General features: G+C 72.3%; 21 protein-coding genes and 1 rRNA gene. 10 read left to right on the top strand and 12 right to left on the bottom strand.

All coding sequences use genetic code 11. From position 1 onward, the window contains the following. Positions 1–87: ribosomal RNA gene (gene rrf / locus ABD369_RS05740) — 5S ribosomal RNA — on the top strand; the annotation flags it as partial. Between the two features lie 95 nt (positions 88–182). Here rrf and ABD369_RS05745 read toward each other — a convergent pair. Then, positions 183–638: a GNAT family N-acetyltransferase gene (locus tag ABD369_RS05745; protein ID WP_344635113.1), complete on the bottom strand. Its 456-nt coding sequence runs from the start codon at positions 636–638 to the stop codon at positions 183–185. 75 nt (positions 639–713) lie between these two features. Then, positions 714–1,505 carry a VOC family protein gene (locus ABD369_RS05750; protein ID WP_344635114.1) on the bottom strand — a complete coding sequence of 264 codons (792 nt, stop codon included), beginning with the start codon at positions 1,503–1,505 and terminating at the stop codon, positions 714–716. Positions 1,506–1,744: 239 nt separating this feature from the next. Here ABD369_RS05750 and recD2 point away from each other — a divergent pair, with 239 nt between their 5' ends. From recD2 to ABD369_RS05765, 3 genes are all read left to right on the top strand, one after another. Beyond that, on the top strand, positions 1,745–3,976 hold the full coding sequence (gene recD2 / locus ABD369_RS05755) for an SF1B family DNA helicase RecD2 (protein ID WP_344635412.1): 2,232 nt from the start codon (positions 1,745–1,747) through the stop codon (positions 3,974–3,976). A 223-nt stretch (positions 3,977–4,199) separates the two neighbouring features. Further along, the gene (locus ABD369_RS05760; protein WP_344635115.1) at positions 4,200–5,489 is read left to right on the top strand and encodes a citrate synthase; all 1,290 of its coding nucleotides are present in this window, start codon (positions 4,200–4,202) and stop codon (positions 5,487–5,489) included. 490 nt (positions 5,490–5,979) lie between these two features. Then, positions 5,980–6,699, top strand: a complete 720-nt coding sequence (locus ABD369_RS05765; protein WP_344635116.1) for an SDR family NAD(P)-dependent oxidoreductase — start codon at positions 5,980–5,982, stop codon at positions 6,697–6,699. 126 nt (positions 6,700–6,825) lie between these two features. Here ABD369_RS05765 and ABD369_RS05770 read toward each other — a convergent pair whose 3' ends face one another. From ABD369_RS05770 to ABD369_RS05780, 3 genes are all read right to left on the bottom strand, one after another. Next, entirely contained in the window at positions 6,826–9,096 is a 2,271-nt protein-coding gene (locus ABD369_RS05770; protein ID WP_344635117.1) for a heavy metal translocating P-type ATPase, read from the bottom strand. Between the two features lie 69 nt (positions 9,097–9,165). Next, positions 9,166–9,384, bottom strand: a complete 219-nt coding sequence (locus ABD369_RS05775; protein ID WP_344635118.1) for a heavy-metal-associated domain-containing protein — start codon at positions 9,382–9,384, stop codon at positions 9,166–9,168. A gap of 224 nt (positions 9,385–9,608) precedes the next feature. Next, positions 9,609–10,616 carry a PrsW family glutamic-type intramembrane protease gene (locus ABD369_RS05780; protein WP_344635119.1) on the bottom strand — a complete coding sequence of 336 codons (1,008 nt, stop codon included), beginning with the start codon at positions 10,614–10,616 and terminating at the stop codon, positions 9,609–9,611. Positions 10,617–10,751: 135 nt separating this feature from the next. On the opposite strand from ABD369_RS05780, the gene ABD369_RS05785 reads away from it, so the two are divergent. Further along, a complete protein-coding gene (locus tag ABD369_RS05785; RefSeq protein WP_344635120.1) occupies positions 10,752–11,942 on the top strand; it encodes a PP2C family protein-serine/threonine phosphatase in 1,191 nt (396 codons plus the stop codon). Positions 11,943–12,137: 195 nt separating this feature from the next. On the opposite strand, the gene dhaL is transcribed toward ABD369_RS05785, so the two are convergent. Further along, entirely contained in the window at positions 12,138–12,758 is a 621-nt protein-coding gene (dhaL, locus tag ABD369_RS05790; RefSeq protein ID WP_344635121.1) for a dihydroxyacetone kinase subunit DhaL, read from the bottom strand. Positions 12,759–12,785: 27 nt separating this feature from the next. Next, complete coding sequence (dhaK, locus tag ABD369_RS05795) at positions 12,786–13,781, bottom strand: dihydroxyacetone kinase subunit DhaK (RefSeq protein ID WP_344635122.1); 996 nt, start codon at positions 13,779–13,781, stop codon at positions 12,786–12,788. A gap of 128 nt (positions 13,782–13,909) precedes the next feature. Here dhaK and dhaM point away from each other — a divergent pair, with 128 nt between their 5' ends. Further along, complete coding sequence (gene dhaM / locus ABD369_RS05800; RefSeq protein ID WP_344635123.1) at positions 13,910–14,302, top strand: dihydroxyacetone kinase phosphoryl donor subunit DhaM; 393 nt, start codon at positions 13,910–13,912, stop codon at positions 14,300–14,302. A gap of 174 nt (positions 14,303–14,476) precedes the next feature. On the opposite strand, the gene ABD369_RS05805 is transcribed toward dhaM, so the two are convergent. Then, positions 14,477–16,174, bottom strand: a complete 1,698-nt coding sequence (locus tag ABD369_RS05805) for a bifunctional 3'-5' exonuclease/DNA polymerase (protein WP_344635124.1) — start codon at positions 16,172–16,174, stop codon at positions 14,477–14,479. A 64-nt stretch (positions 16,175–16,238) separates the two neighbouring features. Beyond that, positions 16,239–16,886: a TetR/AcrR family transcriptional regulator C-terminal domain-containing protein gene (locus ABD369_RS05810; protein ID WP_344635125.1), complete on the bottom strand. Its 648-nt coding sequence runs from the start codon at positions 16,884–16,886 to the stop codon at positions 16,239–16,241. Positions 16,887–16,980: 94 nt separating this feature from the next. On the opposite strand from ABD369_RS05810, the gene ABD369_RS05815 reads away from it, so the two are divergent. Beyond that, on the top strand, positions 16,981–17,415 hold the full coding sequence (locus ABD369_RS05815; RefSeq protein ID WP_344635126.1) for an ester cyclase: 435 nt from the start codon (positions 16,981–16,983) through the stop codon (positions 17,413–17,415). 72 nt (positions 17,416–17,487) lie between these two features. Continuing rightward, the gene (locus ABD369_RS05820; protein ID WP_344635127.1) at positions 17,488–19,521 is read left to right on the top strand and encodes a M3 family metallopeptidase; all 2,034 of its coding nucleotides are present in this window, start codon (positions 17,488–17,490) and stop codon (positions 19,519–19,521) included. Positions 19,522–19,585: 64 nt separating this feature from the next. Here ABD369_RS05820 and ABD369_RS05825 read toward each other — a convergent pair whose 3' ends face one another. Further along, the gene (locus ABD369_RS05825; RefSeq protein ID WP_344635128.1) at positions 19,586–20,299 is read right to left on the bottom strand and encodes a G1 family glutamic endopeptidase; all 714 of its coding nucleotides are present in this window, start codon (positions 20,297–20,299) and stop codon (positions 19,586–19,588) included. Positions 20,300–20,548: 249 nt separating this feature from the next. Between ABD369_RS05825 and ABD369_RS05830 the strand changes: the two genes are divergently transcribed. Continuing rightward, complete coding sequence (locus tag ABD369_RS05830) at positions 20,549–21,511, top strand: helix-turn-helix domain-containing protein (RefSeq protein WP_344635129.1); 963 nt, start codon at positions 20,549–20,551, stop codon at positions 21,509–21,511. A gap of 13 nt (positions 21,512–21,524) precedes the next feature. Here ABD369_RS05830 and ABD369_RS05835 read toward each other — a convergent pair whose 3' ends face one another. Both ABD369_RS05835 and ABD369_RS05840 read right to left on the bottom strand, forming a co-directional pair. Further along, positions 21,525–22,973, bottom strand: a complete 1,449-nt coding sequence (locus ABD369_RS05835) for a glycoside hydrolase family 5 protein (RefSeq protein WP_344635130.1) — start codon at positions 22,971–22,973, stop codon at positions 21,525–21,527. Positions 22,974–23,051: 78 nt separating this feature from the next. After that, positions 23,052–23,729 carry a TetR/AcrR family transcriptional regulator gene (locus ABD369_RS05840; RefSeq protein ID WP_344635131.1) on the bottom strand — a complete coding sequence of 226 codons (678 nt, stop codon included), beginning with the start codon at positions 23,727–23,729 and terminating at the stop codon, positions 23,052–23,054. Between the two features lie 183 nt (positions 23,730–23,912). Between ABD369_RS05840 and ABD369_RS05845 the strand changes: the two genes are divergently transcribed. Further along, the gene (locus ABD369_RS05845) at positions 23,913–25,160 is read left to right on the top strand and encodes an acyl-CoA dehydrogenase family protein (protein WP_344635132.1); all 1,248 of its coding nucleotides are present in this window, start codon (positions 23,913–23,915) and stop codon (positions 25,158–25,160) included. Positions 25,161–25,261 lie beyond the last annotated feature (101 nt).

The raw sequence follows: 25,261 nt of genomic DNA on the forward strand, positions 1-25,261 counted from the left end.
GGTTACATTCCGAACCCGGAAGCTAAGCCTCACAGCGCCGATGGTACTGCAGGGGGGACCCTGTGGGAGAGTAGGACGCCGCCGAACAATTATTCAGGGCTGTGGCCCCAGCAATTCGCTGGGGCCACAGCCTTTTTTGTTTTCCCGGCGCCAGCCGGTTTCTCCGGACGGTCAGTGCCGAGTCAGAGGGTGAGCTTGAACCCGATGTGAGAGGGCACGAAGCCGAGGCGCTCGTAGAAGCGGTGGGCGTCGGTGCGGGTCGCGTCGGAAGTGAGCTGGACCAGGCCGGCGCCGAGTTCGCGGGAGCGGTCGACGGCCCACCGGATCAGCTCGGTGCCGAGGCCGTTACCGCGTTCGGTGTCGTGGACCCGCACGGCTTCGATGATGGTGCGGCTGGTGCCGCGGCGGGAGAGGCCGGGAAGGACCGAGAGCTGGAGGGTGCCGACGACCCGGTTCTCCCGCTCGGCGACGATCAGGTGTTGGTCGGGGGCGGCGGTGATGCGGGCGAAGGCGTCCTGATAGGGCGTCAGGTCGTCGGGGGACTCCCGGGTCGCTCCGAGCGGGTCGTCGGCGAGCATGGCGACGATCGCGGACAGGTCGGCCAGGACGGCGGGTCGGATGCTCAGTTGGGTGGTCATGTCGGCAGACCCTAGTCCAGACCGTTCAGCACCCCTTGTCGCGGCCCGGACGGGCTCTCCGGTGGTGATCGTCCATCAGTCTGCAGGACCTGCACTGGTGATGACGGCGAAGGGGGCGCCGTGCGGGTCGATCAGCTGGGCGAAGCGGCCGACACCGTGGGCGTTCCTGGCCGGCGCCCGGACGGCGCCGCCGAGCTGCCGGGCCTTGGCGATCGTGGCATCGGCGTCGGGGACCTCGAAGTACGGGAGCCAGTGCGAGCCGAGGCCGGCGGCTGCCTGGTCAGCGGTCAGCTGCATGATGCCGCCCTGGCCGCTGCTGGTACCGCCGCCGATGGGGGTGAGCACGGTGTAGGTGGCCTCGCCGAACGGGACGTCCTGCTCCTGCCAGCCGAAGACCGAGCGGTAGAAGTCCTTGGCGGCGGCCGGGTCGGCGCTCAGCAGTTCGGTCCAGCAGAGGCTGTTGGGAATGGTGACCGCGCCGAGGCCGCCGGTGTCGCGGGCCTGCCAGACGGCGAACTGGGCGCCGGTCGGGTCGGTGAGGCCGGACATCCGGCCGTGGCCGAAGACGTCGACGGGACCGAAGCGCACGTCGCCGCCGGCCCGCCGGACCCGGGCGGTGGTGTCGTCGGCATCCTCGGTGGCGAAGTAGACCGTCCAGGCGGGGGCGGCGCGCTCCTCGGTGAGCGGGCCGAGGCCGCCGACGGCCCTGTCGTCCAGCCGGAAGAAGCCGTAGTCGCCGGCCTCGGGGCCGGCGGAGTCGAGGGACCAGCCGAAGAGGGCGGAGTAGAAGTCCCGGGAGGCGCCGGGGTCGGGGCTGCCGAGATCGAGCCAGATCGGGGAGCCGGGGACGAAGTCGGTGGTGAGCATGGTGATCCTTCGACGGACGCGGTGGTGCCCCCTCTGGCATCCTCGGGCCTGCCCCGGACGGCCACAACCGGGGTGCCGGGCCCGGGGAGGGCGCCGGACCGGCCGGAGTTCCCGGGTTGTCGGTGGTGGGCGGTACGGTGCGTGGCGGAAGGTCACCGGTAACCGAGCGAAGAGGGGGCCTGGTGGGGACGCAGCAGCGGTCGGCCCGGCAGGCGGACGGGAGCAGCACCGGCCAGGGCCTGCCCGGGGCCTCGGGCGGGCAGCCGCCGCAGCGCCAGCTGGCCCAGGTGGAGGGGGTGCTGGAGCGGATCACCTACGCCAACGAGGAGACCGGCTACACGGTTGCCCGGGTGGACACGGGCCGTGGGTCGCACGATCTGCTGACGGTGGTAGGGGCGCTGCTGGGCGCGCAGCCGGGGGAGTCGCTGCGGCTCTTCGGGCGCTGGGGCTCGCATCCGCAGTACGGCAAGCAGTTCATGGTGGAGAACTACACGACCGTGCTGCCCGCGACGGTGCAGGGCATCCAGCGCTATCTGGGGTCGGGGCTGATCAAGGGGATCGGGCCGCGGTTCGCCGAGCGGATCGTGGAGCGGTTCGGGGTGGACACCCTGGAGGTGATCGAGCAGGAGCCCGAGCGGCTGATCGAGGTGCCGGGGCTCGGTCCGAAGCGGACGAAGATGATCGCCGCGGCCTGGGAGGAGCAGAAGGCCATCAAGGAGGTGATGGTCTTTCTGCAGGGGGTCGGAGTCTCCACGTCCCTGGCTGTGCGAATCTACAAGAAGTACGGCGACAGTTCGATCGGGGTGGTGAAGAACGAGCCGTACCGGCTGGCGGCCGATGTCTGGGGCATCGGGTTCCTGACGGCCGACAAGATCGCGCAGGCGGTCGGCATCCCGCACGACAGTCCGGAGCGGGTGAAGGCGGGGCTGCAGTACGCGCTGTCGCAGAGCAGTGATCAGGGGCACTGCTACCTGCCCGAGGAGCGGCTGATCGCCGACGGGGTGAAGCTGCTTCAGGTGGATGTCGGCCTGGTGATCGATTGCCTGTCGGAGCTGGTGGCCGAGGAGGGCGTGGTCCGCGAGCCGGTGCCGGGGGAGGCCGGGGAGCCGGTCACGGCGGTGTATCTGGTGCCGTTTCACCGGGCGGAGATCTCGTTGGCGAACCAGCTGATCAGGTTGCTGCGGTCGGAGACCGACCGGATGGCGGGCTTCGCGGAGGTGGACTGGACGGCCGCGCTGGAGTGGCTGGCGCAGCGTACGGGGGCCGAACTCGCCCCCGAGCAGCGGGAGTCGGTGAAGCTGGCGCTGACCGAGAAGGTGGCGGTGCTGACGGGCGGTCCGGGCTGCGGCAAGTCGTTCACGGTGAAGTCGATCGTGACGCTGGCGCTGGCCAAGCGGGCGAAGGTGGTGCTGGCGGCGCCGACGGGGCGGGCGGCGAAGCGGCTGTCGGAGCTGACGGGGGTGGAGGCGTCGACGGTCCACCGGCTGCTGGAGCTGCGTCCCGGGGGTGAGGCCGCGTACGACCGGGACCGGCCGCTGGACGCGGACCTGGTGGTGATCGACGAGGCGTCGATGCTGGATCTGATCCTGGCGAACAAGCTGGTGAAGGCGGTCGCGCCGGGGGCACACCTGCTGTTCGTGGGCGATGTGGACCAGTTGCCCTCGGTCGGGGCGGGCGAGGTGCTGCGGGACATGCTCTCCGAGGGCAGCCCGATCCCGTCGGTCCGGCTGACCAGGATCTTCCGGCAGGCGCAGCAGTCCGGTGTGGTGACCAACGCGCACCGGATCAACGAAGGGCTGCCGCCGATCACCGACGGGCTGAAGGACTTCTTCCTGTTCGTCGAGGAGGACACCGAGCGGGCGGCCGGGCTGACGGTGGACGTGGTGGCTCGCCGGATCCCGCAGAAGTTCGGGCTCGACGCCCGCAGGGACGTCCAGGTGCTGGCTCCGATGCACCGGGGTCCGGCGGGCGCGGGGAACCTGAACACGCTGCTGCAGGCGGCGGTCACACCGGCGCGCGAGGGGTTGCCGGAGCGCCGGTTCGGCGGCCGCACCTTCCGGGTGGGTGACAAGGTGACCCAGATCCGGAACAACTACGAGAAGGGGCAGAACGGCGTCTTCAACGGCACGGTCGGGGTGGTGACCTCGCTCAGCGTCGAGGAGCAGCGACTGATGGTGCTCACCGACGAGGACGAGGAGGTGCCGTACGACTTCGATGAACTGGATGAGCTCTCGCACGCGTACGCGGTGACCATCCATCGTTCCCAGGGGAGTGAGTACCCGGCGGTGGTGATTCCCGTCACCACCTCAGCCTGGACGATGCTGCAGCGGAACCTGCTCTACACGGCCGTGACACGGGCGAAGAAACTGGTGGTGCTGGTCGGGTCACGGAGAGCGATCGGGCAGGCTGTTCGGGCGGTCAGTGCAGGTCGGAGGCACTCTGCGCTTGATCATCGGCTGGCGACTGGATGATCATCCAAGGGGGGTGGCGGCTTCGAGGTTGTCTTGACGTAAAGAGATTTAAGGCAGAGCCTAGTCTGACGCCGATCTTGTCCGGTACATACCGGCGGTGGCGGCAGGTTTTGTAGGACCGGGCCCTTTTCGGCCCACCCCGGGTGAGCAGCTGTCCCTCGGATGGGGGATCGTAGAGTCAGTCAGGACACCTAGGGATTTTCATTTCGTCGGTGAGGAAGACGTGAGCGACACATCGGTAGTACTGCGGTACCAGGACGGCGAATACGAGTACCCCGTCGTCGAGAGCACTGCTGGCAACGCCGGCTTCGACATCTCGAAGCTGCTTCCGCAGACCGGTCTGGTCACCCTGGACAACGGCTTCGGCAACACCGCCGCCTACAAGTCCGCGATCACCTTCGTGGACGGTGACAAGGGCATCCTGCGCTACCGCGGCTACCCGATCGAGCAGCTGGCCGAGCAGGGCAGCTTCATCGAGACCGCGTACCTCCTGATCAACGGCGAGCTGCCGACCGCGGACCAGCTGCAGAAGTTCAACGCCGAGATCACCCAGCACACCCTGCTGCACGAGGACGTCAAGCGCTTCTTCGGCGGGTTCCCGCGCGACGCCCACCCGATGGCCATGCTGTCCTCGGTCGTCGGCGCGCTGTCCACCTTCTACCAGGACAGCCACAACCCGTTCGACGCCGGCCAGCGCCACCTGTCGACGGTCCGCCTGCTGGCCAAGCTGCCGACCATCGCGGCCTACGCCTACAAGAAGTCGGTCGGCCAGCCGTTCGTCTACCCGCGCAACGACCTGAGCTACGTCGAGAACTTCCTCCGGATGACCTTCGCGGTCCCCGCTGAGGACTACGAGATCAACCCGGTCATCGTCAACGCGCTGGACAAGCTGCTGATCCTGCACGCGGACCACGAGCAGAACTGCTCGACCTCCACGGTCCGCCTGGTGGGTTCCAGCCACGCCAACCAGTTCGCCTCGATCTCGGCCGGTATCTCGGCGCTCTGGGGCCCGCTGCACGGTGGCGCCAACCAGGCCGTGCTGGAGATGCTGGAGCAGATCCAGAAGGACGGCGGCGACGTCGACGCCTTCATCCGCAAGGTGAAGAACCGCGAGGACGGCGTGAAGCTCATGGGCTTCGGTCACCGTGTGTACAAGGCGTTCGACCCGCGCGCCCGCCTGGTCAAGGGCCTGGCCCACGAGGTCCTCGGCCAGCTCGACAAGACGGACGAGCTGCTGGAGATCGCGCTCAAGCTGGAGGAGCACGCGCTCAACGACGACTTCTTCATCTCGCGCAAGCTCTACCCGAACGTGGACTTCTATACCGGCCTGATCTACCGCGCCATGGGCTTCCCGACCAGCATGTTCACCGTGCTGTTCGCCCTCGGCCGACTGCCGGGCTGGATCGCCCACTGGCACGAGATGATCAACGACCCGACCAGCCGGATCGGCCGTCCGCGGCAGATCTACACCGGCGTGGAGATCCGCGACTACGTCGCCCTCGACGCGCGCTGACACCGGTCTGAACCGAAGGGCCCGGCTGCCACGGCAGCCGGGCCCTTCGACGCGACAACGCACGACGCCCGAGGGCGACCGGGCCAGGAACGGCCGCTCAAAGCGTTCCTGGCCGGCCGCGCCCCGGCGTCGTGCGCGATGACCGCCGAACCGTCGGCAGTCGTCCCGGGGCCCGCCGGAGCCCCGTCGGCGACAGCGGTGGGTCCTGCGACGACGTGATGCCGTTCGCGGCGCCGCTGCCCACCAAAAGCTGCCGCACTACAAAAGGTAAGACGTATCAGGGGGTGCAAAGTTACGCCTGGAGGGTGTGAGTTGGCTCTCTCCACGCTCTGTATGCGCCCGTACCCCCGCTCATATCACACGATCCGCAGCGCGCGACATCACCCTCCCCGCAGACGCGGCAACCCAGCGTGATAGGAATCGTGCCAATCCGGTACGGACCGGCCGCGCTCGCCGAAGCAGCGGCGGCGGGCAGGGAGGGAGCGCGCAGATGGCCAGAAACGTCGTCGTCACGGGTGGCGGCACGGGTATCGGGTACGAGGTGGCCCGGCGCTTCGCCGAGGCGGGTGAGCAGGTCGTGATCGTCGGGCGCCGGCGAGCAGTGCTGGAGCGGGCCGCCGCCGACCTGGGCGCCAACGTCACGCCGCTGGTCTGCGACCTGGCCGACCCGGACGCCGTCGAGGACGCGCTGGCCGAGCTGCCCGAGCAGATCGACGTACTGGTCAACAACGCCGGCAGCCGGGAGACCGTGATCGGGGCCGGGCCGCACGCCGTGCTGGCGCGCTGGCGGGGGGACTTCGAGCGCAACGTCCTCACCGTGGTGATGCTCACCGAGTCGATCCGGGACCGGCTGACCCAGGGCACCGGCCGGGTGGTCACGGTCAGTTCGATCGCGGCCCTGCGCGGGGCCGGCTCGTACGGGGCCGCCAAGGCCTCGCTGCACGCCTGGAACCACTTCCTGGCCGCGCAGCTCGGCCCCTCCGGCATCACCGCCAACATCGTGGCGCCCGGGACGGTCGCGGGCACCGAGTTCTTCGGCCCCCGGCTGGACGACGCGGAGGTGTCGCGGCGGGCCGCCCGTACCCTGCTCGGCCGGATCGGTGAGACCGGCGAGGTCGCGGCGGCGGTGTACTTCCTGGCCTCGCCGGAGGCGGGGTTCATCACCGGCGAGATCCTGCACTGCAACGGCGGCGAGCTGCTCGGGCGCTGAGCGCTTCGCCGCGTGCCGCTCGATCGGCCCTGAGACACCCCGATCAGCCCTGACACCCCGATCGGCCCTGGGCACCCGGGCCGCGCGAGCAAGTCGCCGGGTGCCCAGGGCCGGGGGCCCGGGCGGCTACGCGGAGGTGAAGTGCCTCAGCCGGAGGCTGTTGGTGACCACGAAGACCGAGGAGAAGGCCATCGCGGCGCCGGCGACCATCGGGTTGAGCAGGCCGGCCGCGGCCAGCGGTACGGCGGCGACGTTGTAGGCGAACGCCCAGAAGAGGTTGCCCTTGATGGTGGCCAAGGTGCGGCGGGAGAGCCGGATGGCGTCGGCGGCCGAGCGCAGGTCGCCGCGGACCAGGGTCAGGTCGGCGGCCTCGATCGCGGCGTCGGTCCCGGTGCCCATGGCCAGGCCCAGGTCGGCCTGGGCGAGTGCGGCGGCGTCGTTCACACCGTCACCGACCATCGCCACCGAGCGGCCCTCGGCCTGTAGCCGGCGCACCGCGGCCACCTTGTCCTCGGGCAGCACCTCGGCGACCACGTCCTCGGCCGGGATGCCGACCTCGGCAGCCACGGCCTCGGCGGCCCGCCGGTTGTCACCGGTGAGCAGAACCGGACGCAGGCCCAGCGCCCGCAGCTCGCGGATCGCCTCGGCACTGGTGGGCTTGACCGTGTCGGAGATTTCCAGCACGGCCCGGGCCGCGCCGTCCCAGCCGACCACGACGGCGGTCCGGCCGGCCGCTTCCGCGGCCGACTTGGCGGCCGCCAGCGCGGGCGGCAGCCACCGGGCCCGGTCGGCGAGCAGCGCCTCGCGCCCGGCCGCCACCTCGCGGCCCTCGACCACGCCCCGCACGCCCCGTCCGGGGACGTTCTCGAAGCTTTCGACGGCGGGCAGCTCGCCGACCCGGGCGGCCGCCTCCTGGGCGACGGCCTGGGCGATCGGATGCTCGGAGGCGTGCTCCAGGGCACCCGCCAGCCGCAGGGCCTCGGCCTCGGACACACCCTCTTCGGTGTGCACGGCGGTGAGCGCCATCCGCCCGGTGGTCACGGTGCCGGTCTTGTCCAGCACCACGGTGTCCACCGCCCGGGTGGTCTCCAGGACCTCGGGGCCCTTGATCAGGATGCCCAGCTGGGCGCCGCGGCCGGTGCCGACCATCAGGGCGGTCGGGGTGGCCAGGCCCAGGGCGCACGGGCACGCGATGATCAGCACCGCGACGGCGGCGGTGAACGCCTCGGTGGCGCCGTGGCCGAGCAGCAGCCAGGTGATCAGGGTGCCGAGCGCGATCAGGATGACCACTGGGACGAACACCGCGGAGATCCGGTCGGCCAGGCGCTGGGCGGAGGCCTTGCCGTTCTGGGCGTCCTCGACCAGCTTGGCCATCCGGGCGAGCCGGGTGTCGGCGCCCACCCGGGTGGCCTCGACCACCAGGCGGCCGCCGGCATTGACGGTGGCGCCGGTGACCGGGTCCCCGACCGTGACCTCGATCGGGACGGACTCGCCGGTGAGCATCGAGGCGTCCACGGCGGAGGCGCCCTCGACCACCACGCCGTCGGTGGCGATCTTCTCGCCGGGGCGCACCACGAAGCGCGTGCCGGTGGTGAGCCGGTCGACCGGCAGCCGTACCTCGCGGCCGTCCCGCAGCACCGCGACGTCCTTGGCGCCGAGCTCCAGCAGGGCGTGCAGGGCGGCGCCCGCGCGGCGCTTGGAGTGGTGCTCCAGCCAGCGGCCGAGCAGGATCAGGGTGGTGACGCCCGCGGCCGTCTCGAGGTAGAGCGAGGAGGAGGCATCGCCGCCGCCGACCGAGAGCGAGAACTCGTGGCGCATCCCGGGCAACCCGGCGTCGCCGTAGAACAGGGCCCAGACCGACCAGCCGAAGGCGACCAGGGTGCCGAGCGAGACCAGGGTGTCCATGGTGGCCGCGCCGTGCCTGAGGTTGGTCCAGGCGGCGCGGTGGAAGGGCAGGCCGCCGTGCACGACGACCGGGCCGGTGAGGGCGAAGGCCAGCCACTGCCAGTTGTCGAACTGGAGGGCGGGGATCATGGAGAGCAGCACCACGGGCACGGAGAGCGCGAGGCTGACCAGCAGCCGCGACCGGAGCGGGTCGGGCTCGGCCTGCGGTCCGGCCTCCGCCGCGGGACTTGCCGGAGCGGCGGGCGGGGCGGGCAGCTCGGCGGTGTAGCCGGTCTGCTCGATCCTGGCGATCAGGTCGGCCACGCTCACCTCGGGGGCGAAGTCCACCCGGGCCTTCTCGGTGGCGAAGTTGACCATGGCCTCGACGCCGTCCATCCGGTTGAGCTTCTTCTCGATCCGGGCCGCACAGGAGGCGCAGGTCATTCCGCCGATGGAGAGTTCCACCCGCTCGCGGACGGCCCCGGACGCTATGCCTGGGGTGCTGCTGCTCATGCTCGTCGCTCCTTGCCGAGCTCGGTGCGGGCGCAGGGGGCGCGCCGGGGCACGCCCCCCACGGTGGGCTCAGGCGGCCGGGCCGACCAGTTCGTAGCCGGCCTCGTCGACGGCGGCGCGCACGGCGTTCTCGTCCAGCGGGGAGTCGGAGGAGATGGTGACGGTGCCGGCCCCGGCGTCGGCGGAGACCTCGATCACACCGGGCAGGGCGGATACCTCCTCGCTGATCGACTTCTCGCAGTGGCCGCAGCTCATGCCGCTGACGGTGTAGGTGATGGTGCTCGACATTCGGGGCCTCCGGGTCGGTGCTGTCCGAGCGGGTCCGCTCGGGCGCTTGCGTGGTTCGCGCTTCTGTCCGTCCACCACACAGTACCCCTAGGGGGTATTCATTGAGCAAGGAATGTGGTGCATGTCGCAGTCCGCGCGGGTGGTTCTCCAGCGGTCGGGGCAGTGCGGCGCCCGGTTCCGGCGAGTGGCCGGAACCACCCGCCCGGGCGAGTGCGTGTGCGCGGTCAGGGCGTCCGGCCGTGTCGGATCAGGGCGAGCAGCCAGAGCAAGCCGCCGAGGGAGACCAGCACCAGGCCGCCGACGTCGTACAGGGTGTAGAGGTGCACCTGCTTCTCGGTGGGTGAGGGGAGGTAGCCGAGGGCGAACAGGGCCCGCTGGTGGGCGCTGGCGGTGGTGTGGGCGACCAGCCAGACGGCGATGCCGCTCATGCTGTCCCAGAGTGCGTGCAGCAGTGCCACGCCCAGGTAGGTGCGCAGCACCGGAGCGTCGAGCCGGAAGTGGGTGCCCTGCCGTTCGCGGAAGAGTGCGCCGCCGAGGATGGCCGTCCACAGGATGTGCCCGACCGGGGCCAGGACGCCGCGCAGGATCTCGGTCTCGACCAGGTCGCGCAGCGAGAGTCCCTGCACGGTGAGTACGGCGTTGAAGGCGTACCCGGCGCTCTCGAAGGCGGCGAATCCGGCGCCGACGGCCGCGCCCAGCACCAGCCCGTGCCGCAGTCCGGTGACCGGCATCCGCCGGGCGACGGCGATCAGCGCGGCCAGCTTCACCCCCTCCTCGATCAGCCCGACGAGCACGTACATCCACGCCGAGGGTGAGACGAAGTAGCTCTCCAGGACCGAGGCGCCCAGCACGCCGATGATGCCGCCGATGCCGAAGCAGGCGAAGATCCGCTCGGTGCCCACGTCGGTCGCGAAGTGTTCGTATGCCCAGACCACGAAGGTGGTCGGGACGAGGAAGCTGCCCAGCAGCACGATGGTCGGGACCAGGTTGCTGTTGCCGGTGAGGAAGGTGACCACGACGGTGGCGCCCCAGAGTGCCAGGCCGGTGAGGAGCAGCTTCAGCCAGTGCTGGGTCGGGGCGACGGCGGGCGGGCCGGGGGGTGCGCCGCCGGGCGGGCCGGGTGGCCATCCCGGTGGCCGGCTCGGCGGGTGACCGGGCGGCTGGCCGCCGGGCTGGGCGGGGCGGCCCCAGTGCGGGGTCGACGGTGGCGGGGTGCTGCCGGGCCCGGACATCAGCGGTCGCCTTCCCTCGTTCCGGCGGTGGACGGGGTCACGCTCCCGTACGGTATGACAATTCGGACAATTCATTGGTATTCCGGATATCGGCGCGTGGCGCAGTGCTGGGATTCCTCCGATATGTTTCGGTATGTGCTTCGGATCCGCCGCGCCCAGTCCCCTGCGAAGCCCCGGTCGGCCGGGTTGCCACGGGCCAGGCGGGAGAGCGCGCTGCTCGCCACCGACCTGCAGGATCTGACCCTCCGCCGCCGGGCCACCCCGGCGCTGCTGGCGATCGTGGCGGTGTCGCTGACCGACTTCTTCTCCGGACAGGACCGCTATCTGGCGCCGTTGATGGTGATGGTGCCGTCGATCGCCGCCCTAACGCTGCGCCCGGCCGAACTGCTGCTGGTCTGCTCGCTCGGCTTCCTGGCCCTGCTCGGGCTGAGCCACTACGACCGGATGGACCACCTGCAGGACGGCCGGTTCCTCTTCGGAGCACTCCTCAGCTATGTGGCGCTGACGGTGTTCAGCGCCTGGCTGGCCCGTCTGCGGATGCACCGGGCGGCCGCGTTCGCAGCCGTGAGCTCGGTGGCCGAGGCCGCGCAGCGGGCGCTGCTCAGCCTGCCGGGCCCCTCGGTCGGGCCGCTGCGACTGGCCGTGCGGTACGTCTCGGCGGCGGACGCGGCGCGGATCGGCGGTGACCTGTACTCGGTGCTGGACACCCCGCACGGCACCCGGGTGCTGGTCGGAGACGTCCGGGGCAAGGGACTGGGCGCGGTGCAGACCGCCGCCGTGGTGCTCGGTGCCTTCCGCGAGGCGGCGTACGACGAGAACGGCCTGGCGTCGGTGGCGTCCCGGATCGAGGCCAGTGTCGAACGACACGTACCGGAAGGGGAGTTCACCACCGCGCTGTTCGCCGAGTTACGCCGGCCCGGGACGATGGAACTGCTGCACTACGGGCATGTCCCGCCGATCCGGGTCGGACGGGACGGCACGGTGACGGTGCTGGAGGCCGCCGATCCGTGGGTGCCGCTGGGGCTCGGCACGCTCGCGAGCGGCTCACCGAAGAGCGTCGCCCTGCCGTTCGGCCCCGAGGACGTCCTGGTGCTCTGCACGGACGGGGTGATCGAGGCCAGGCACCACGGGTCCGGCGAGTTCTATCCGCTGGCCGAGCGGGTGGGCCCGTTGGTGCGGGACGCCGCGCGCTCGGCGGCGGAGCTGGAGAGCGCGGTCGGGCGGGTCTATGCGGACCTGCTGGTGCACACCGGCGGGGAGCTCGACGATGACGCGCTGCTGCTGCTGATCAGCCGGACGGATCAGGACCGGTCGAAGGTCGGCTGAGCGAGTCCGGGGCGGGGACGCCGGTACCGCCCGGGGCACGGGGAGCGCGTGACCGGACCGCTGTCGAGGTGCGCGGTCGCGCACGCGGCTCCTCGCACCCCCGAGCGGGTACGACTTCGCGCCGGGCAGGCGCCTTCCGTCCCGCGCGCAGTCGGCCGGGCGCGGCCCTGCCCCGGGGCGGCGCCTGCCGGTGGTTCAGGCGGCGTGGGTGACCTGGGCGAGGGTGTGGAACAGCAGGGCGGTCGAGGTCGCGCCGGGGTCCTGGTGGCCGGTGCTGCGGGGGCCGAGGTAGGAGGCGCGGCCCTTGCGGGCCTGGAGCGGAACGGTGTCGCGCGCGCCCTGGGCGGCGGCCGCGTCCGCGGCGTCGGCCGCACTGGGCAGACCGTCGGCGGCGGCGGCCTCGAAGGCGGCGGTGGCCGGGGCCCAGGCGTCCACGATGGTCTTGTCGCCGGGCGCGGCCCCGCCCAGCTGCTGGATCGCCAGCAGGCCCTCGGCGAGTGCGGCGGCCAGCTCGGCCGGGGTGGCCGTGGCCTGCGGGAGCGCCTTGCCCATGGCGCGGAACGCGCTGCCGTACAGCGGGCCGGAGGCGCCGCCGACCTTGGAGATCAGCGTGGTGCCGGTCTTGGCGAGGACCGCTCCGATGGAGTCGGGCTCCAGGGTGTCCAGGGCCGTGATCACGGCGGTGAAGCCACGGCGCAGGTTGCTGCCGTGGTCGCCGTCGCCGATCGCCGAGTCCAGCTCGGTCAGGTACGACTCCTGCCGCTCGACGGCGGCGGCGGTCTCCCGGATCCAGGCGAGGGCGAGTTCGGTGTCCACTTCGGTGCTCCTCCAGGGGGATCGGGGTCAGGACCAGTTCAGGGCCGGGGTGGCCACCGGGGCGTCCCACAGCTCCAGCAGTTCGGGATCGGCCTTGGTCAGAGTGAGCGAGAAGCCCGCCATGTCCAGGCTGGTGACGTAGTTGCCGACCAGGTTGCGGGCGATCCGGACACCGCGCTCGGCGAGCCTGGCCCGTACCTCCCCGTAGACCACGTACAGCTCCAGCAGCGGTGTGCCGCCGAGTCCGTTGACCAGGGCGATCACCTCGTCGCCCGCGGTCAGTTCATGGTCGGCGAGGATGGTGTCCACCACTTCGGCCACCAGTTCGGCGGCCGGGCGGTGCCGTTCCCGGCGGCGCCCCGGCTCGCCGTGGATGCCGACGCCGATCTCGATCTCGTCCTCCGGCAGGTCGAAGCCGGGCTTCCCGACGGCCGGCGTGGTCGCCGCGGTGAGCGCGACGGCGAAGGAGCGGGAGGCGGCGTTGACCCGCCGGCCGGTCTCGGCCACCTGGTCCAGCGGCGCGCCGCGTTCGGCCAGCGCACCGGTGATCTTCTCCACCATCACGGTCGCCCCGGTACCCCGGCGGCCCGCCGTCCAGGTCGAGTCCTCCACCGCGACGTCGTCGTCGACCAGGACCGTGCGGATCTCGACGCCCTCCTCGGCGGCCAGTTCGGCGGCGAGTTGGAAGTTCATCACATCGCCGGTGTAGTTCTTCACGATCAGGACCACGCCCGAGCCGCTGTGCACCCGCTGGACGGCGGTCAGTACCTGGTCGGGCACCGGGGAGGTGAACACCTCGCCGGGACAGGCGGCATCGAGCATGCCGCGGCCGACGAAACAGGAGTGCAGCGGCTCGTGGCCCGACCCGCCGCCGGAGATCACGGCCACCTTGGGACGTCCGGGACGGCCCGCTCTGCTGATCACGCGGTTGGGAATGTCGACCGCCAACTCCGGGTGCGCGGCGGCGAGTCCGGTCAGCGCGTCCGTCAGGACGGTTTCCGGTGAGTTGATCAGCTTCTTCAAGGCACACTCCCTCGGCAGATCTTGAAGGTGACGTTACGCCAGCCGACACGGCTTGGTGAGCGATACGACACGCCGAGTCTCGAACTGGCCGTCGACTGGCGGGCGATGAAGCGGGCTAGGGTCGGAGCATGGCCAAGCACGTGGGTATCGTTCTCGTCTCGCACAGCCCCGCCATGGCGGCCGGACTGCGCGAGCTCCTCGCCGAACTCGGTTCCGACGGCGTCACCGTGGCGATCGCCGCGGGCACCGAGGACGGCAGTCTCGGCACCAGCTACGACCTGATCGTCCGCGCGGTCGAGGAGGCGGACGGCGGCGTCGGGGTGGTCATGGTGCCGGACCTCGGCAGTTCGGTACTCACCGCACGGGTCGTACTGGAGGATCATCCGCGCGACGGGGTGGTCCTGGTGGACGCCCCCTTCGTGGAGGGCGCGGTGGCGGCCGTCGTCACGGCCTCGACCGGGGCGGACCTGGCAGCAGTGGTCGGGGCGGCCGAACAGGCGCGCGGTTTCCGGAAGTTCTGAACCCGGCGGCGGGGAGCCGGGACCCACACCGAGCGGTCCACGCCGGTCCTCGGGACGGCGGGGCACACCGCTCCACGGGCGAGGGTCGACCGGCCCGGCGCGCCAGGCCGTGGCCGCCTTCGTCCCACTGGGCAGCGGCCTGCCCGAGCGACCGCGCTCCCAGGAGGCGGCGCGCTACTTGGCGTCGGCGTAGCAGTCCGCGATGGTGGCGCTCAGCGGGAAGCGCACGGGAGTGTCGCCGAAGACCAGGGTGCGGGCTTCCTCGGCGGCATCCGCCACGGCCGCGGCCACCTGGTCGGCCAGGTTGAGCGGGGTGTGCACCACCACTTCGTCGTGCTGGAAGAAGACCAGGTGCGGCCGGTCCGCGCCGGACTCCAGCGCGGTCAGCCGCCGGCGCAGCGCGGCGAGCAGTGCGAGGGCCCAGTCCGCCCCGCTGGCCTGGATGACGAAGTTGCGGGTGAACCGCCCGCGTGCTCTGGCCGAGCGGCCGCCGGCCTCCGTGGCGGATTCGGGGGCCTCGGTCAGATCCAGCCAGTCGGCGGAGGGCGGCGGACAGGTGCGGCCGAGCCTGGAGCGAACGATCCCGCCGTCCTCCCCGGTGCGGGCGGCGGCCTCGACGTACCCCATGGCGGTGGGGTAGCGGCGGCGCAGGGTGGCCAGCAGTGGGCCGATGTCGCCGCTGGTCTGCCCGTACATCGCGCCGAGAAGGCCGAGTTTGGCCTTGTCGCGGTCGCCGTGGAAGGCGGTGGCGGCGAGCGCGCTGTAGAGGTCGCCCTCGGCGGCGCTGCGGGCCAGCCCGGCGTCCTGGGAGAGCGCGGCCAGCACCCGAGGCTCCAGCTGGGCGGCGTCGGCGACCACCAGCGTCCAGCCGGGGTCGGCGACCACGGCGCGGCGCAGGATCCGGGGGATCTGCAGCGCGCCGCCGCCCCGGCTGGCCCAGCGCCCGGAGACCACGCCGCCGACCACGTACTCGGGGCGGAACCGGCCGCCCCTGGCCCAGGCGTCCTGCCAGGCCCAGCCGTGGGCGGCGTGCAGTCTGGAGAGCTCCTTGTAACGGGTCATCAGGCGGGCGGCGGGGTGGTCGACGCGGTTCAGCTCCCAGGAGCGGGTGGAGCCGAGCTGGATGCCCTGCTCGGCGAAGGCGCGCAGCACCTGGCTGTGCGAGTCGGGGTTGAACGGGCGGCCGCCGAGTGCCTGTTGCAGCTCGACGGCCAGCTCGGCGAGCCGGCTGGGATGGGTGCCGGGGACGGTCGGGCGCGGGCCGAGCAGCTCGGTGAGCAGCCGGTCGTGGATGTCGGCGCGCCAGGGCAGCCCGTCATGGGACATCTCGGCCGCCAGCAGGCCGCCGGCGGACTCGGCGGCCACCAGCAGCCGGAAACGTGCGCGGGTCGCCGGGTCGGCGATCGAACCGGTGCGGCGCTGCTGTTCGGCGTGGACGGCGACCACTGCCGCCAGCGGGTCGGTGCCGGGCGGGAGCTGCAGGCGGTCCGGGGCGAAGAGGCCGTCCTGGTCGTCCGGCCCGGCGCTCTCCGGCAGGTCCGCGGGCACGGGCAGCCCGCGCAGCCTGGCCCAGGCGGCGCCCAGTGAGCGCGGCGCGCCCCAGGCGCCGTCGTGGCCGAGCAGCAGGGCCTCGGTCAGCCGCAGGTCGTGGCAGCGGGCCAGGCGCAGCGGCAGCAGCGGTGCGTACGCGCTGTCGGCGGCGGCCCAGACCCAGCGCGGCTGCTCGGCGGCCTCGCGCTCGGCGACGGCGGCGGCCAGGTCGGGGGTCCGGACGGGCGGGCCGAGCGGGTTGCCGTCCTCGGCGAGCGGTTGGAGGCGCCCGCCCGGGCCGTGCGGGTCGGGCACCAGGGCGGTACGGGGGGCCGGGGCCATGGGGTCTCCTCCTCTCGGACGGGCATTCGCCCGACGGTAGCGCCCCGTACTGACAACCGGGGCGTCAGCGCGGCCGCGGGGCCGGATGGTGGCCGGCGAGGCCGGTGAGCAGGGTGTTCAGCACGAGGTCGAAGCGGGCCTGGTGGTCGGCGGGGGTGCCGAGGCCGGCTGCGGCCGCGGCGGCGAGGACCGGGAAGCCGGTGAGGTCGGGGCCGGTCCCGGCCGCCGCCGTGTCACCGGGCGGGTCGGCCTCGGCGAGGCAGTGGCCGATGACGGCGGTGGTGACGGAGTTGATGATCCGCAGCGCGACGAGCGGCGCGATCCCGGCGCGGCCGAGGGCCGCCGCCGCCTCCTCGACGGCGGCCAGGGCGTCGGCGGTGCGCGCGGGCCGGGAGGCCACCAGCGGCAGCACGCCGGGGTGGCGGAGCAGCTCGGCGCGCAGCCGGACCGCGAACTCCCGCAGCCAGCGCGGCCATTCCTCCGGCGGTCCGGAGGGGGTGGGGCGCACGGCGGAGACCACCAGCTCGACCAAGCCGTCCAGCAGGGCGGCCTTGTTGGGCAGGTAGTGGTACAGCGTCATGGCCTCGACGCCGAGTTCGGTGCCTAGGCGGCGCATCGAGAGTTTCTCCACGCCCTCGCGGTCGGCGAGCTGGAGTGCGGCGGTCAGGACCTTGGTACGGCTCAGCCCGGCCCGCCTGGCGGTGGCTGCCACGGTTGCCCCCTTGACGTTTCTTACGGCGTAAGGGAATAGTACTCGGCAGCGGCGGACCTTACGCCGTAAGAGACCGTCCGAGGGGGACACCGACATGACCGACGCCATCGGGAGCAACAAGCGGCTCGTCGCCGACTTCTTCACCGCCCTGAACGAGGCCAGGATCACCGACCTGGGCGACTTCCTGGCCGCCGACGTGATCGACCACAACAAGGTCGTCTTCGGCGAGCCGGACGAGCCGGGCGCCGCCTTCGCGGCGATCGCGACCCAACTGACGGCGCTGGCGCCCTACCGCGCGCAGGTGGAGGAGCTGATCGCGGAGGGCGACCGGGTGGTCGCCCGGATCACCCAGACCGGCGTGAGCTCGGCGGCGCACCCCCGGATGCCGGAGCCGACCGGACGGAGCTTCAGGAACGAGGCCATCTTCGTCTTCACCGTCGCAGCCGGGCGGATCAGCGAGATGCGCTGCGTCTCCGACCGACTGGGCCTGTTCCTGCAGCTCGGCTGGGACTGGCCGACCGAGGACTGACCGGCCCACCGGGCGCCACGAGGGTCGATCGGCCCGTAGGCAGCGGTCTTGACAGCGCGTAAGGTTCGGGCAATGAGCGACAACCCCTTCTTCGAGCCCAGCACCCTGGCCTACGGACTCCCGCCCTTCGCCGAGATCCGGGAAGAGCACTATCTGCCCGCCTTCGAGCGGGGAATGGCCGACCAGCTGGCCGAGATCGCGGCGATCGTGGCCGACCCCGAGCCGCCGAGCTTCGACAACACGCTGGTGGCGCTCGAGCGTTCGGGGGTGCTGCTGCACCGGGTGCGGCTGGTCTTCGACAACCAGCTCGCCTCCGACGCCACCGACGCGCTGCAGGAGCTGGCCGCCGAGATCAGTCCGAGGCTCGCGGCGCACGCCGACGCGATCCACCTCGACCCTGCGCTCTACGCCCGGGTGCGCGCCGTGTACGAGGCCCGCGAGACCCTGGACCTGGACGCCCAGGCGCTGCGCCTGCTGGAGCGCCACCACACCCGGTTCGTCCGGGCCGGGGCCAGGCTGTCGCCCGCCGAGCAGCAGCGGCTGCGTGAGATCAACGCCCAGCTGGCCTCAGACGCGACGACCTTCCGGCAGAACGTGTTCGACGACACCAGGGCCCGGGCCCTGGTGCTGGACAGTGCCGAGCAGCTGGACGGCCTGCCCGCCGGCCAGATCGCCGCGGCCGCCGAGAACGCCAAGGCGCTCGGCCACCCGGACGGTACCCACGTGCTGAGCCTGAAGAACTTCTCCAACCAGCCCGAGCTGGCCTCCCTCACCGACCGCGCCGTGCGCGCCCGGCTGCTGGAGGCCTCGCTCGGCCGGGCGGTGGAGTCCAACGGCCCGGTGGCGATCCGGATGGCCCAGCTGCGCGCCGAGCGCGCCGCGCTGCTCGGCTACCCCAGCTACGCCGCGTACGTGGTGGCCGACGAGACCGCCGGCACGGTCGAGGCGGTGGACGCGATGCTGGCCCGCCTGGTGCCCCCCGCCGTGGCCAACGCCGAGCGCGAGGCCGCCGAACTGGCCAAGGCCGCCGCGGCCGACGGCATCACCGAGCTCGCCGCGCACGACTGGGCCTACTACTCGGAGCAGGTCCGCAAGGCCGTCTACGACCTGGACACCGCCGCGCTGCGCCCGTACTTCGAGCTGGAGCGGGTGCTGCGCGACGGCGTGTTCCACGCCGCCAACCTGGCCTACGGTCTGACCTTCACCGAGCGGGACGACCTCACCGGGTACCACCCGGACGTCCGGGTCTTCGAGGTGTTCGAGGCGGACGGCAGCCCGCTGGGCCTGTTCCTCGGCGACTTCTACGCCCGGGAGTCCAAGGGCGGCGGCGCCTGGATGAACGAACTGGTCCCGCAGTCGGAGCTGCTCGGCCGGCGTCCGGTGGTGGTCAACAACCTCAACATCGCCCACCCCGCCCCCGCTGAGCCGGCCCTGCTGACCTGGGACGAGGTGCGGACGCTCTTCCACGAGTTCGGCCACGCGCTGCACGGCCTGTTCTCCGCCGTCCGCTACCCGCTGTTCTCCGGGACCGAGGTGCCGCGCGACTTCGTGGAGTTCCCGTCCCAGGTGAACGAGATGTGGATGGACTGGCCCGAGGTGCTGGCCAACTTCGCCAGGCACCACGAGACCGGCGAGCCGCTGCCGGCCGAGGTGGTGGCGCGGATCGACGCCGCCGAGCAGTTCGGCCAGGGCTTCCGCACGGTCGAGTACCTGGCCGCCGCGCTGCTCGACTGGGCCTGGCACACCGTGCCCGCGGGCCAGGAGATCGCCGACGCCCAGGAGTTCGAGGCGGCCGCGCTGGCCCGGGCCGGGCTGGCACTGCCGGCCGTCCCGCCGCGCTACCGCAGCACGTACTTCAGCCACATCTTCGCGAGCGAGTACAGCGCGGGCTACTACGCCTACATCTGGTCGGAGGTGCTGGACGCGGACACCGTCGAGTGGTTCCGCTCAGGCGGCCGTACGGTGCGCGCGAGTGGCGAGATCTTCCGCGCCGAACTGCTCTCGCGCGGCGGCAGCAAGGACGCGCTGGACTGCTTCCGGGCCGTGGTCGGCCGTGACCCCGAGATCGCCCCGCTGCTCAAGCGGCGCGGTCTGACCGGAGCCTGATCCAAAGGCGCCTGTGCTCCGCTCCGCCGCCGGGTCCGGCCCCGCGGCGGAGCGGAGCGGCCGGTCAGTTCGCCGGGACGATGGAGAACGAGCCGTTCTGCAGGCCCGTCTCGGTGTACTGGCCGCTGTCGATGGCCTGCGGCGAGTACGCGTCGAAGGTCCGCCCGTTCACCGTGACACCGCTGAAGTCCAGGCTGTCGAAGGACGGGTAGCTCTGGGAGGGCGACTCGATGACCGCCTCGGCGCTCACGTTCCGGGCGTTCAGGTGCTGACGGGTGGTCTCGGTCCAGCCCTTGGTGTTGTCGGTGAGCTTCAGGGTGTAGCTGCCGCTGCCGTTGTAGACCACGCTGCCGGTGAAGCTGTCGCCGGCGTCCACCGGGTCGTTGAAGTACTGCGGCGGGGCCGGGTACATCTCGTACCAGCCGGAGTAGACCGGTGATCCGCTGGAGCAGTCCACCTGGACGCCGGTCTGCTCCACCGTCTGCGAGCCGTAGCCGTCTATGCCGACCCAGGGTGCGAACAGGTCGTCGGAGGTGTTGCACTGCACCTGCGGCATGGTCCAGGAGCCGGTGACGGTACGGAAGTTGCTGCCCTGGGCGACGTAGCCGCCCCAGACGCCGCCGTCGTAGTCGTACGAGCCCCGGGAGTGATGGCCGTAGTAGTGCACGGCCCGTGCGGAGCCGGTGGGGGCCGCGGCACTCGCGGGCGTGGCGAGCGCGGCGGTGGAGACCGCGAGCAGGACGGCTGCCGCGAAGGAGGCGGTACGGATCGCACGCATGAAGAACTCCTGGTGGGGGTCGGGGACTTCGGCGGACCACCGGAGGGGTGTGGGGTCGGCCCCGGTGGACGTTGTCGCCAAGCGTGCGGGGAGCTCGACCCCGGGCGGAAGGCAATGGGCAGGTCAGGAACGCGTCATGGCGGGTACATGTCTTGTCGGAGGTCCCTTGCGTTCGCCCGCCCGATGGCACAGAGTCGGACTTCACCTGCGGACTTCTCCCGCAGGACGGGGATCGGGAAGGGGGTACCGATGCCGGAGCCCGCAGGGGCCAGATTCGCCGGGTTGGGCATCGGCGCGGATGCGGAGGAGCTGTATCTGCGACTGCTCGACGCCGGCAGCGCCTCCGCGCAGCAACTCGGCGCCTGGGCCGGGCTGAGCGCCGAACGCTCACTGGCCGCGCTGGAGTCGCTGGCCGACCACGGTCTGGTGGAGCGGCCGGCCAGGGGGCAGCGACGCTGGACGGCCGCCGCGCCCGATGTGGCGCTGGAGGAGCTGCTTCTCCAGCGCGAGGTCGAACTCCGCCGGGCGCGCGGGCGGATCAACGAGCTGATGCGCACCTACCGCCGGCGGCAGTCGGGGGCGGGCGAGCTGGTCGAGGTGATCACCGGCCGCGAGTCGGTCGCCGAGCTCTGGCGCAGCCTGCAGCTCGGCGCCCGTGAGCAGTTACGGCTGCTCGACCGACCGCCGTACATCCGCCGCAGCGATCCCGACACCGAACTCGCCCTGCTGGGGCGCGGCGTGACGATGCGCGTGGTGTACGAGAGCCGGGTGCTGCGCGAGCCGGCCCGGGTGACGGAGATCCGCGGCTTCGTCCGGGGCGGTGAACAGGCCCGGGTGCTGCCGGAGTTGCCGCTCAAGCTGGCGGTGGTCGACTCGCGCTGGGCGATGCTGCCGGTGAGTGCGGGCACCGAGTCGCAGCACGTGCTGCTGGTCCGGCCGTCCTCGCTGCTGGACGCGCTGATCGGGCTGTTCGAACTGTACTGGTCGCACGCCATGCGGTTCCCGGCGACGGACACCGAGACGGAGCCGGAGGACCGGCACCAGCGCCTGCTCGGCCTGCTGGCCGCGGGGCTCACCGACGAGAGCATCGCCCGCCAGCTCGGGGTCTCCACCCGGACGGTGCAGCGCTGGGTGCGGGAGCTGATGGACCGCTTCGGCGCGCGCACCCGGTTCCAGGCGGGGATCCAGGCGGCGCGGGCCGATCTGCTCTGACGGCCCGACCGACTCACACCCTGATGGTGACGGCGACCCGGGTGCCCGGGGCGGTGCACGGGAGCAGGATCCGGGCCAGACCGGAGCGGTCGGGGCCGGGCCGCTCGACCACCACCGCCGAGACGCGGGCACCGCTGACGCTCACCCCCTCCGGTCCGGTGCTGCTGCCGGGCGGGAGCACCACCTCGGTCCAGCCCGGGCGGCCGGAGGTGAAGGAGAGCCGGTAGAGCCCGTTCCGGTAGGACTCCGTCCCGGGGAGTCCGGCGAGGGCGACCGCGTACGGTTCGAAGGCGGGTCCGTCGCCGGGCGCGGGCCGGCCGTCCGGGCCCAGCGCGCAGTAGCCGCCGGTGCCCCGGCACCAGTACCACATCGTCCAGGCGGCGGCGAAGCCCGCCATGGCGTCGACCTGCCGCCGCACCAGCAGGGTGTTGCCCGGGGTGCGGGAGTCGGGCGGCCCCCACTCGCCGACCAGGACGGGGAGGCGGCCGGCCCGGGGGTAGGCGGTGATGGCGGCGGTGTAGTGCTCGACGAAGCCGTCGGACGGGTCCCAGTCCTGCCCCGCCTCGACCGCCGTGTCGTAGAAGTGCGGGGCGTAGCCGAGCCTGGGCGCGCCGCCGCGTGGGTCCGCGAAGGCCGGGAGCCGGGTCGGTAGGCCCTCGCCGACCAGGACCGTGGGCTCCACGAACAGCCAGGAGCGGGTGTCCACCCGGCGGACGGCTGCGATCAGCCGCTGGTACATCGCGGCGAGCCGCCCCTGCTCCAGTTCGGCGGCGGACGCCGCCAGGACGGCCGGGTCACTGGGGTCGCCGTCGACGGGGCCGAACGGCTCGTTGAACAGGTCGTAGCCCAGCAGGGCGCGGTGGCCGCCGAGTTCACGGGCGATCCGGGTGTAGAAGTCGGTCTGCCACCGCCGCAGGTCGGGGTCGTCGTAGAGGTGTCGGAAGGCCGCCTGCACGGCGGGCTGGAAGTACCCGGCGAACCAGTCGTCCGGGTCCGGGGTGAACGGCAGTCCGTCGTCCCGGGTGGCCCAGAGCGGAATGCCGCGGCCGCCGCCGCCGAACTCCGGCCCGTACACGTCCTGGTGGAAGTCGATCACGGCCAGCAGTCGGTACTCGGCCGCCCGGTCGAGCAGCCCGCGCAGCTTGGCCAGTTCGGTCTGGTCGTAGGAGTCCCGGGCGGGCTCGAGACGGGCCCAGGAGACGGCCACTCGGATCAGCGTGAAGCCGTGCGCGGCGATGGACCTGAGGTCGCCTTCGGTGGTCTCGTCGTACTTGTCCACGTTGAAGCCGCGCAGCTGGAGTGCCCGGCCGCCTCGATCGGCCAGGACGGTACGGCCGTCGGCAGAGGTGGCGGTGCCGGTGGGGAAGCGGGCCGCCTCGGCCGCGGGGGCGGGTGCGGCGGCGACGGTACCCAGGAGGGCGGTGGCGAGGGTGAGTGCTGCGGCGGTCCGGCCAAAGCGCACGGGACACCTCGGAAGGGGAGGGGTGGTGACCGCCGATGATGCCGCACCCCGCCGGCCTTCACAAGAGGTGAGGAGAGCTCATGTTCCGTACCCCGGAGCCCGGTTGGGCTGCACCGCGTCGGGGCTCTGCACGCCCGGCGGGACGGCGGCCTGCGGCAGTGGCGCGGCGGTGGCCAGCCGGCCCCAGAGCAGGTCGGCAAGGGACCGCACCATCCGGGCGCGGGAGCAGGGTTGCTGTTCGAGCCACCAGTCCCCGGCCGCCAGCACCATTCCGGTGATCGCCCGGCCCCAGGCATCGGCGAGCAGCGGGCCGTCCGAGCCGAGGTCGATCTGGGCGCGCACGGCCTCGCCGATCTCGTCGGCGATCCGCTTGAGCGCGGGCGCCAGCGCGTTCCCGGCACCGGTGGGATCTCCGGGCTCGGGGTGGGTCAGCAGTCGGTAGACCTGCGGCCGGGACTCGATCGCGGCGAGGTAGACGTCCAGGACGTGTTCGACCCGGTCGCGGCGCTCCAGCGGCTCGTCGAGCGCCGCCCTGACTGCGGCCAGCAGGCCGGAGGTGTGCCGCTCGGTCAGTGCCCCGATCAGCCCGTTCCGGTCGCCGAAGTGCCGGTACAGGATGGGCTTGGTGATCCCGGCCTCCGCGGCGATCGCGTTCATGCTGGCGCCCGGCCCGTCGCGCTGGACCACCCGGTCGGCGGCGTTGAGCAGCTGCTCCCGGCGGGGCTCACCGGGCGGTGCGGGGTCGGCGGTCGGCACGTACTGGCTCCTGGTGGCGGCTGGGACTGGACGGGCGGCGGGGCGTTGACACGCGTTACCAATGAGTAGCAGACTCCGGCGGTGTTACCGGGGGTAACACCCGTAGTGGCGTGGACGCGCCAGGCCGGCGTCCGGCTGCATCCCGGGCGATCCGCCAGGCACCTGTGACCGGAGGCAGGAAACATGAGCACCTTCTCCCTCGACCCGGGCGAGGACCAACTCGCCGTACGTGACTGGCTGCACGGCTTCGCCGCCGACGTGATGCGGCCGGCCGCCGCCGAGTGGGACGAGCGGGAGGAGACCCCGTGGCCGGTCATCCAGGAGGCGGCCAGGCTCGGCATCTACTCCCTGGACTTCTACGCCCAGCAGTACTTCGACCCCTCCGGCGTCGGAATCCCCATCGCCATGGAGGAGTTGTTCTGGGGCGACGCCGGGATCGGGCTCGCCATCGTCGGCACCACGCTCGCCGCCGTCGCCGTGCTGGCCAACGGCACCGACGAGCAGATCGGCACCTGGGCGCCGCAGATGTTCGGCACCCCGGACGACGTCAAGGTGGCCGCCTTCTGCTCCTCCGAACCCGACGCCGGCTCGGACGTCTCCGCGCTGCGCACCCGGGCCGTCTACGACCACGCCAAGGACGAGTGGGTGCTGAACGGCACCAAGACCTGGGCCACCAACGGCGGCATCGCCGCCGTCCACGTGGTGGTGGCGACGGTCGACCCGGCGCTCGGGGCGCGCGGGCAGGCCTCCTTCGTGGTCCCGCCCGGCACACCCGGCCTGACCCAGGGGCAGAAGTTCAAGAAGCACGGCATCCGCGCCTCGCACACCGCCGAGGTCGTCCTGGACGGTGTCCGGGTGCCGGGCCACTGCCTGCTCGGCGGGAAGGAGCGGCTCGACGAGCGGCTGGCGCGGGCCCGCGAACAGGCGGTGCGGAGCGCGGCGGGCACCGCAGGCCCGGCGAAGCGGGGCGGCAACGCGGCGATGGCCACCTTCGAGGCGTCGCGCCCGGCGGTCGGGGCCCAGGCGGTCGGCATCGCGCGCGCCGCGTACGAGGTGGCGCTCGACTACGCCCGCACCCGGGTGCAGTTCGGCCGTCCGATCATCGACAACCAGGGAGTGGCCTTCATCCTGGCCGACATGAGGACCCGGATCGACGCCGCCCGGCTGCTGGTCTGGCGGGCCGCCTGGATGGCCGCCAACAACCAGCCGTTCACCGCCGCCGAGGGCTCGATGTCCAAGCTGTACGCGGGCGAGACCGCGAAGTGGGTGACGGCGCAGGCGATGCAGATCCTCGGCGGCAACGGCTTCACCAGGGAGTACCCGGTCGAGCGGATGCACCGGGACAGCGCGATCTACTCCATCTTCGAGGGCACCAGCGAGATCCAGCGGCTCGTGATCGCACGCAGCATCTCCGGGCTGCCGATCCGCTGACGCCCGCCCGGGCCGGTCGTGCCGCCGGGCCGCCCGGCTGCCCGGCTGCCGGGGTGCTGGGCTGCCGGGTCGCCTGGCTGTCGGGCCGTAGGGCTACCGGG

Source organism: Kitasatospora cystarginea (assembly GCF_039533515.1).
GTDB lineage: Bacteria > Actinomycetota > Actinomycetes > Streptomycetales > Streptomycetaceae > Kitasatospora > Kitasatospora cystarginea.

What these genes read in the sequence shown, in the direction of transcription:
- ABD369_RS05745 (WP_344635113.1), bottom strand. Translation starts at nt 638, where the DNA reads ATGACCACCCAACTGAGCATCCGACCCGCCGTCCTGGCCGACCTGTCC.
- ABD369_RS05750 (WP_344635114.1), bottom strand. Translation starts at nt 1,505, where the DNA reads ATGCTCACCACCGACTTCGTCCCCGGCTCCCCGATCTGGCTCGATCTC.
- ABD369_RS05765 (WP_344635116.1), top strand. Translation starts at nt 5,980, where the DNA reads ATGGCCAGAAACGTCGTCGTCACGGGTGGCGGCACGGGTATCGGGTAC.
- ABD369_RS05770 (WP_344635117.1), bottom strand. Translation starts at nt 9,096, where the DNA reads ATGAGCAGCAGCACCCCAGGCATAGCGTCCGGGGCCGTCCGCGAGCGG.
- ABD369_RS05775 (WP_344635118.1), bottom strand. Translation starts at nt 9,384, where the DNA reads ATGTCGAGCACCATCACCTACACCGTCAGCGGCATGAGCTGCGGCCAC.
- ABD369_RS05780 (WP_344635119.1), bottom strand. Translation starts at nt 10,616, where the DNA reads ATGTCCGGGCCCGGCAGCACCCCGCCACCGTCGACCCCGCACTGGGGC.
- dhaM (WP_344635123.1), top strand. Translation starts at nt 13,910, where the DNA reads ATGGCCAAGCACGTGGGTATCGTTCTCGTCTCGCACAGCCCCGCCATG.
- ABD369_RS05805 (WP_344635124.1), bottom strand. Translation starts at nt 16,174, where the DNA reads ATGGCCCCGGCCCCCCGTACCGCCCTGGTGCCCGACCCGCACGGCCCG.
- ABD369_RS05815 (WP_344635126.1), top strand. Translation starts at nt 16,981, where the DNA reads ATGACCGACGCCATCGGGAGCAACAAGCGGCTCGTCGCCGACTTCTTC.
- ABD369_RS05820 (WP_344635127.1), top strand. Translation starts at nt 17,488, where the DNA reads ATGAGCGACAACCCCTTCTTCGAGCCCAGCACCCTGGCCTACGGACTC.
- ABD369_RS05825 (WP_344635128.1), bottom strand. Translation starts at nt 20,299, where the DNA reads ATGCGTGCGATCCGTACCGCCTCCTTCGCGGCAGCCGTCCTGCTCGCG.
- ABD369_RS05830 (WP_344635129.1), top strand. Translation starts at nt 20,549, where the DNA reads ATGCCGGAGCCCGCAGGGGCCAGATTCGCCGGGTTGGGCATCGGCGCG.
- ABD369_RS05845 (WP_344635132.1), top strand. Translation starts at nt 23,913, where the DNA reads ATGAGCACCTTCTCCCTCGACCCGGGCGAGGACCAACTCGCCGTACGT.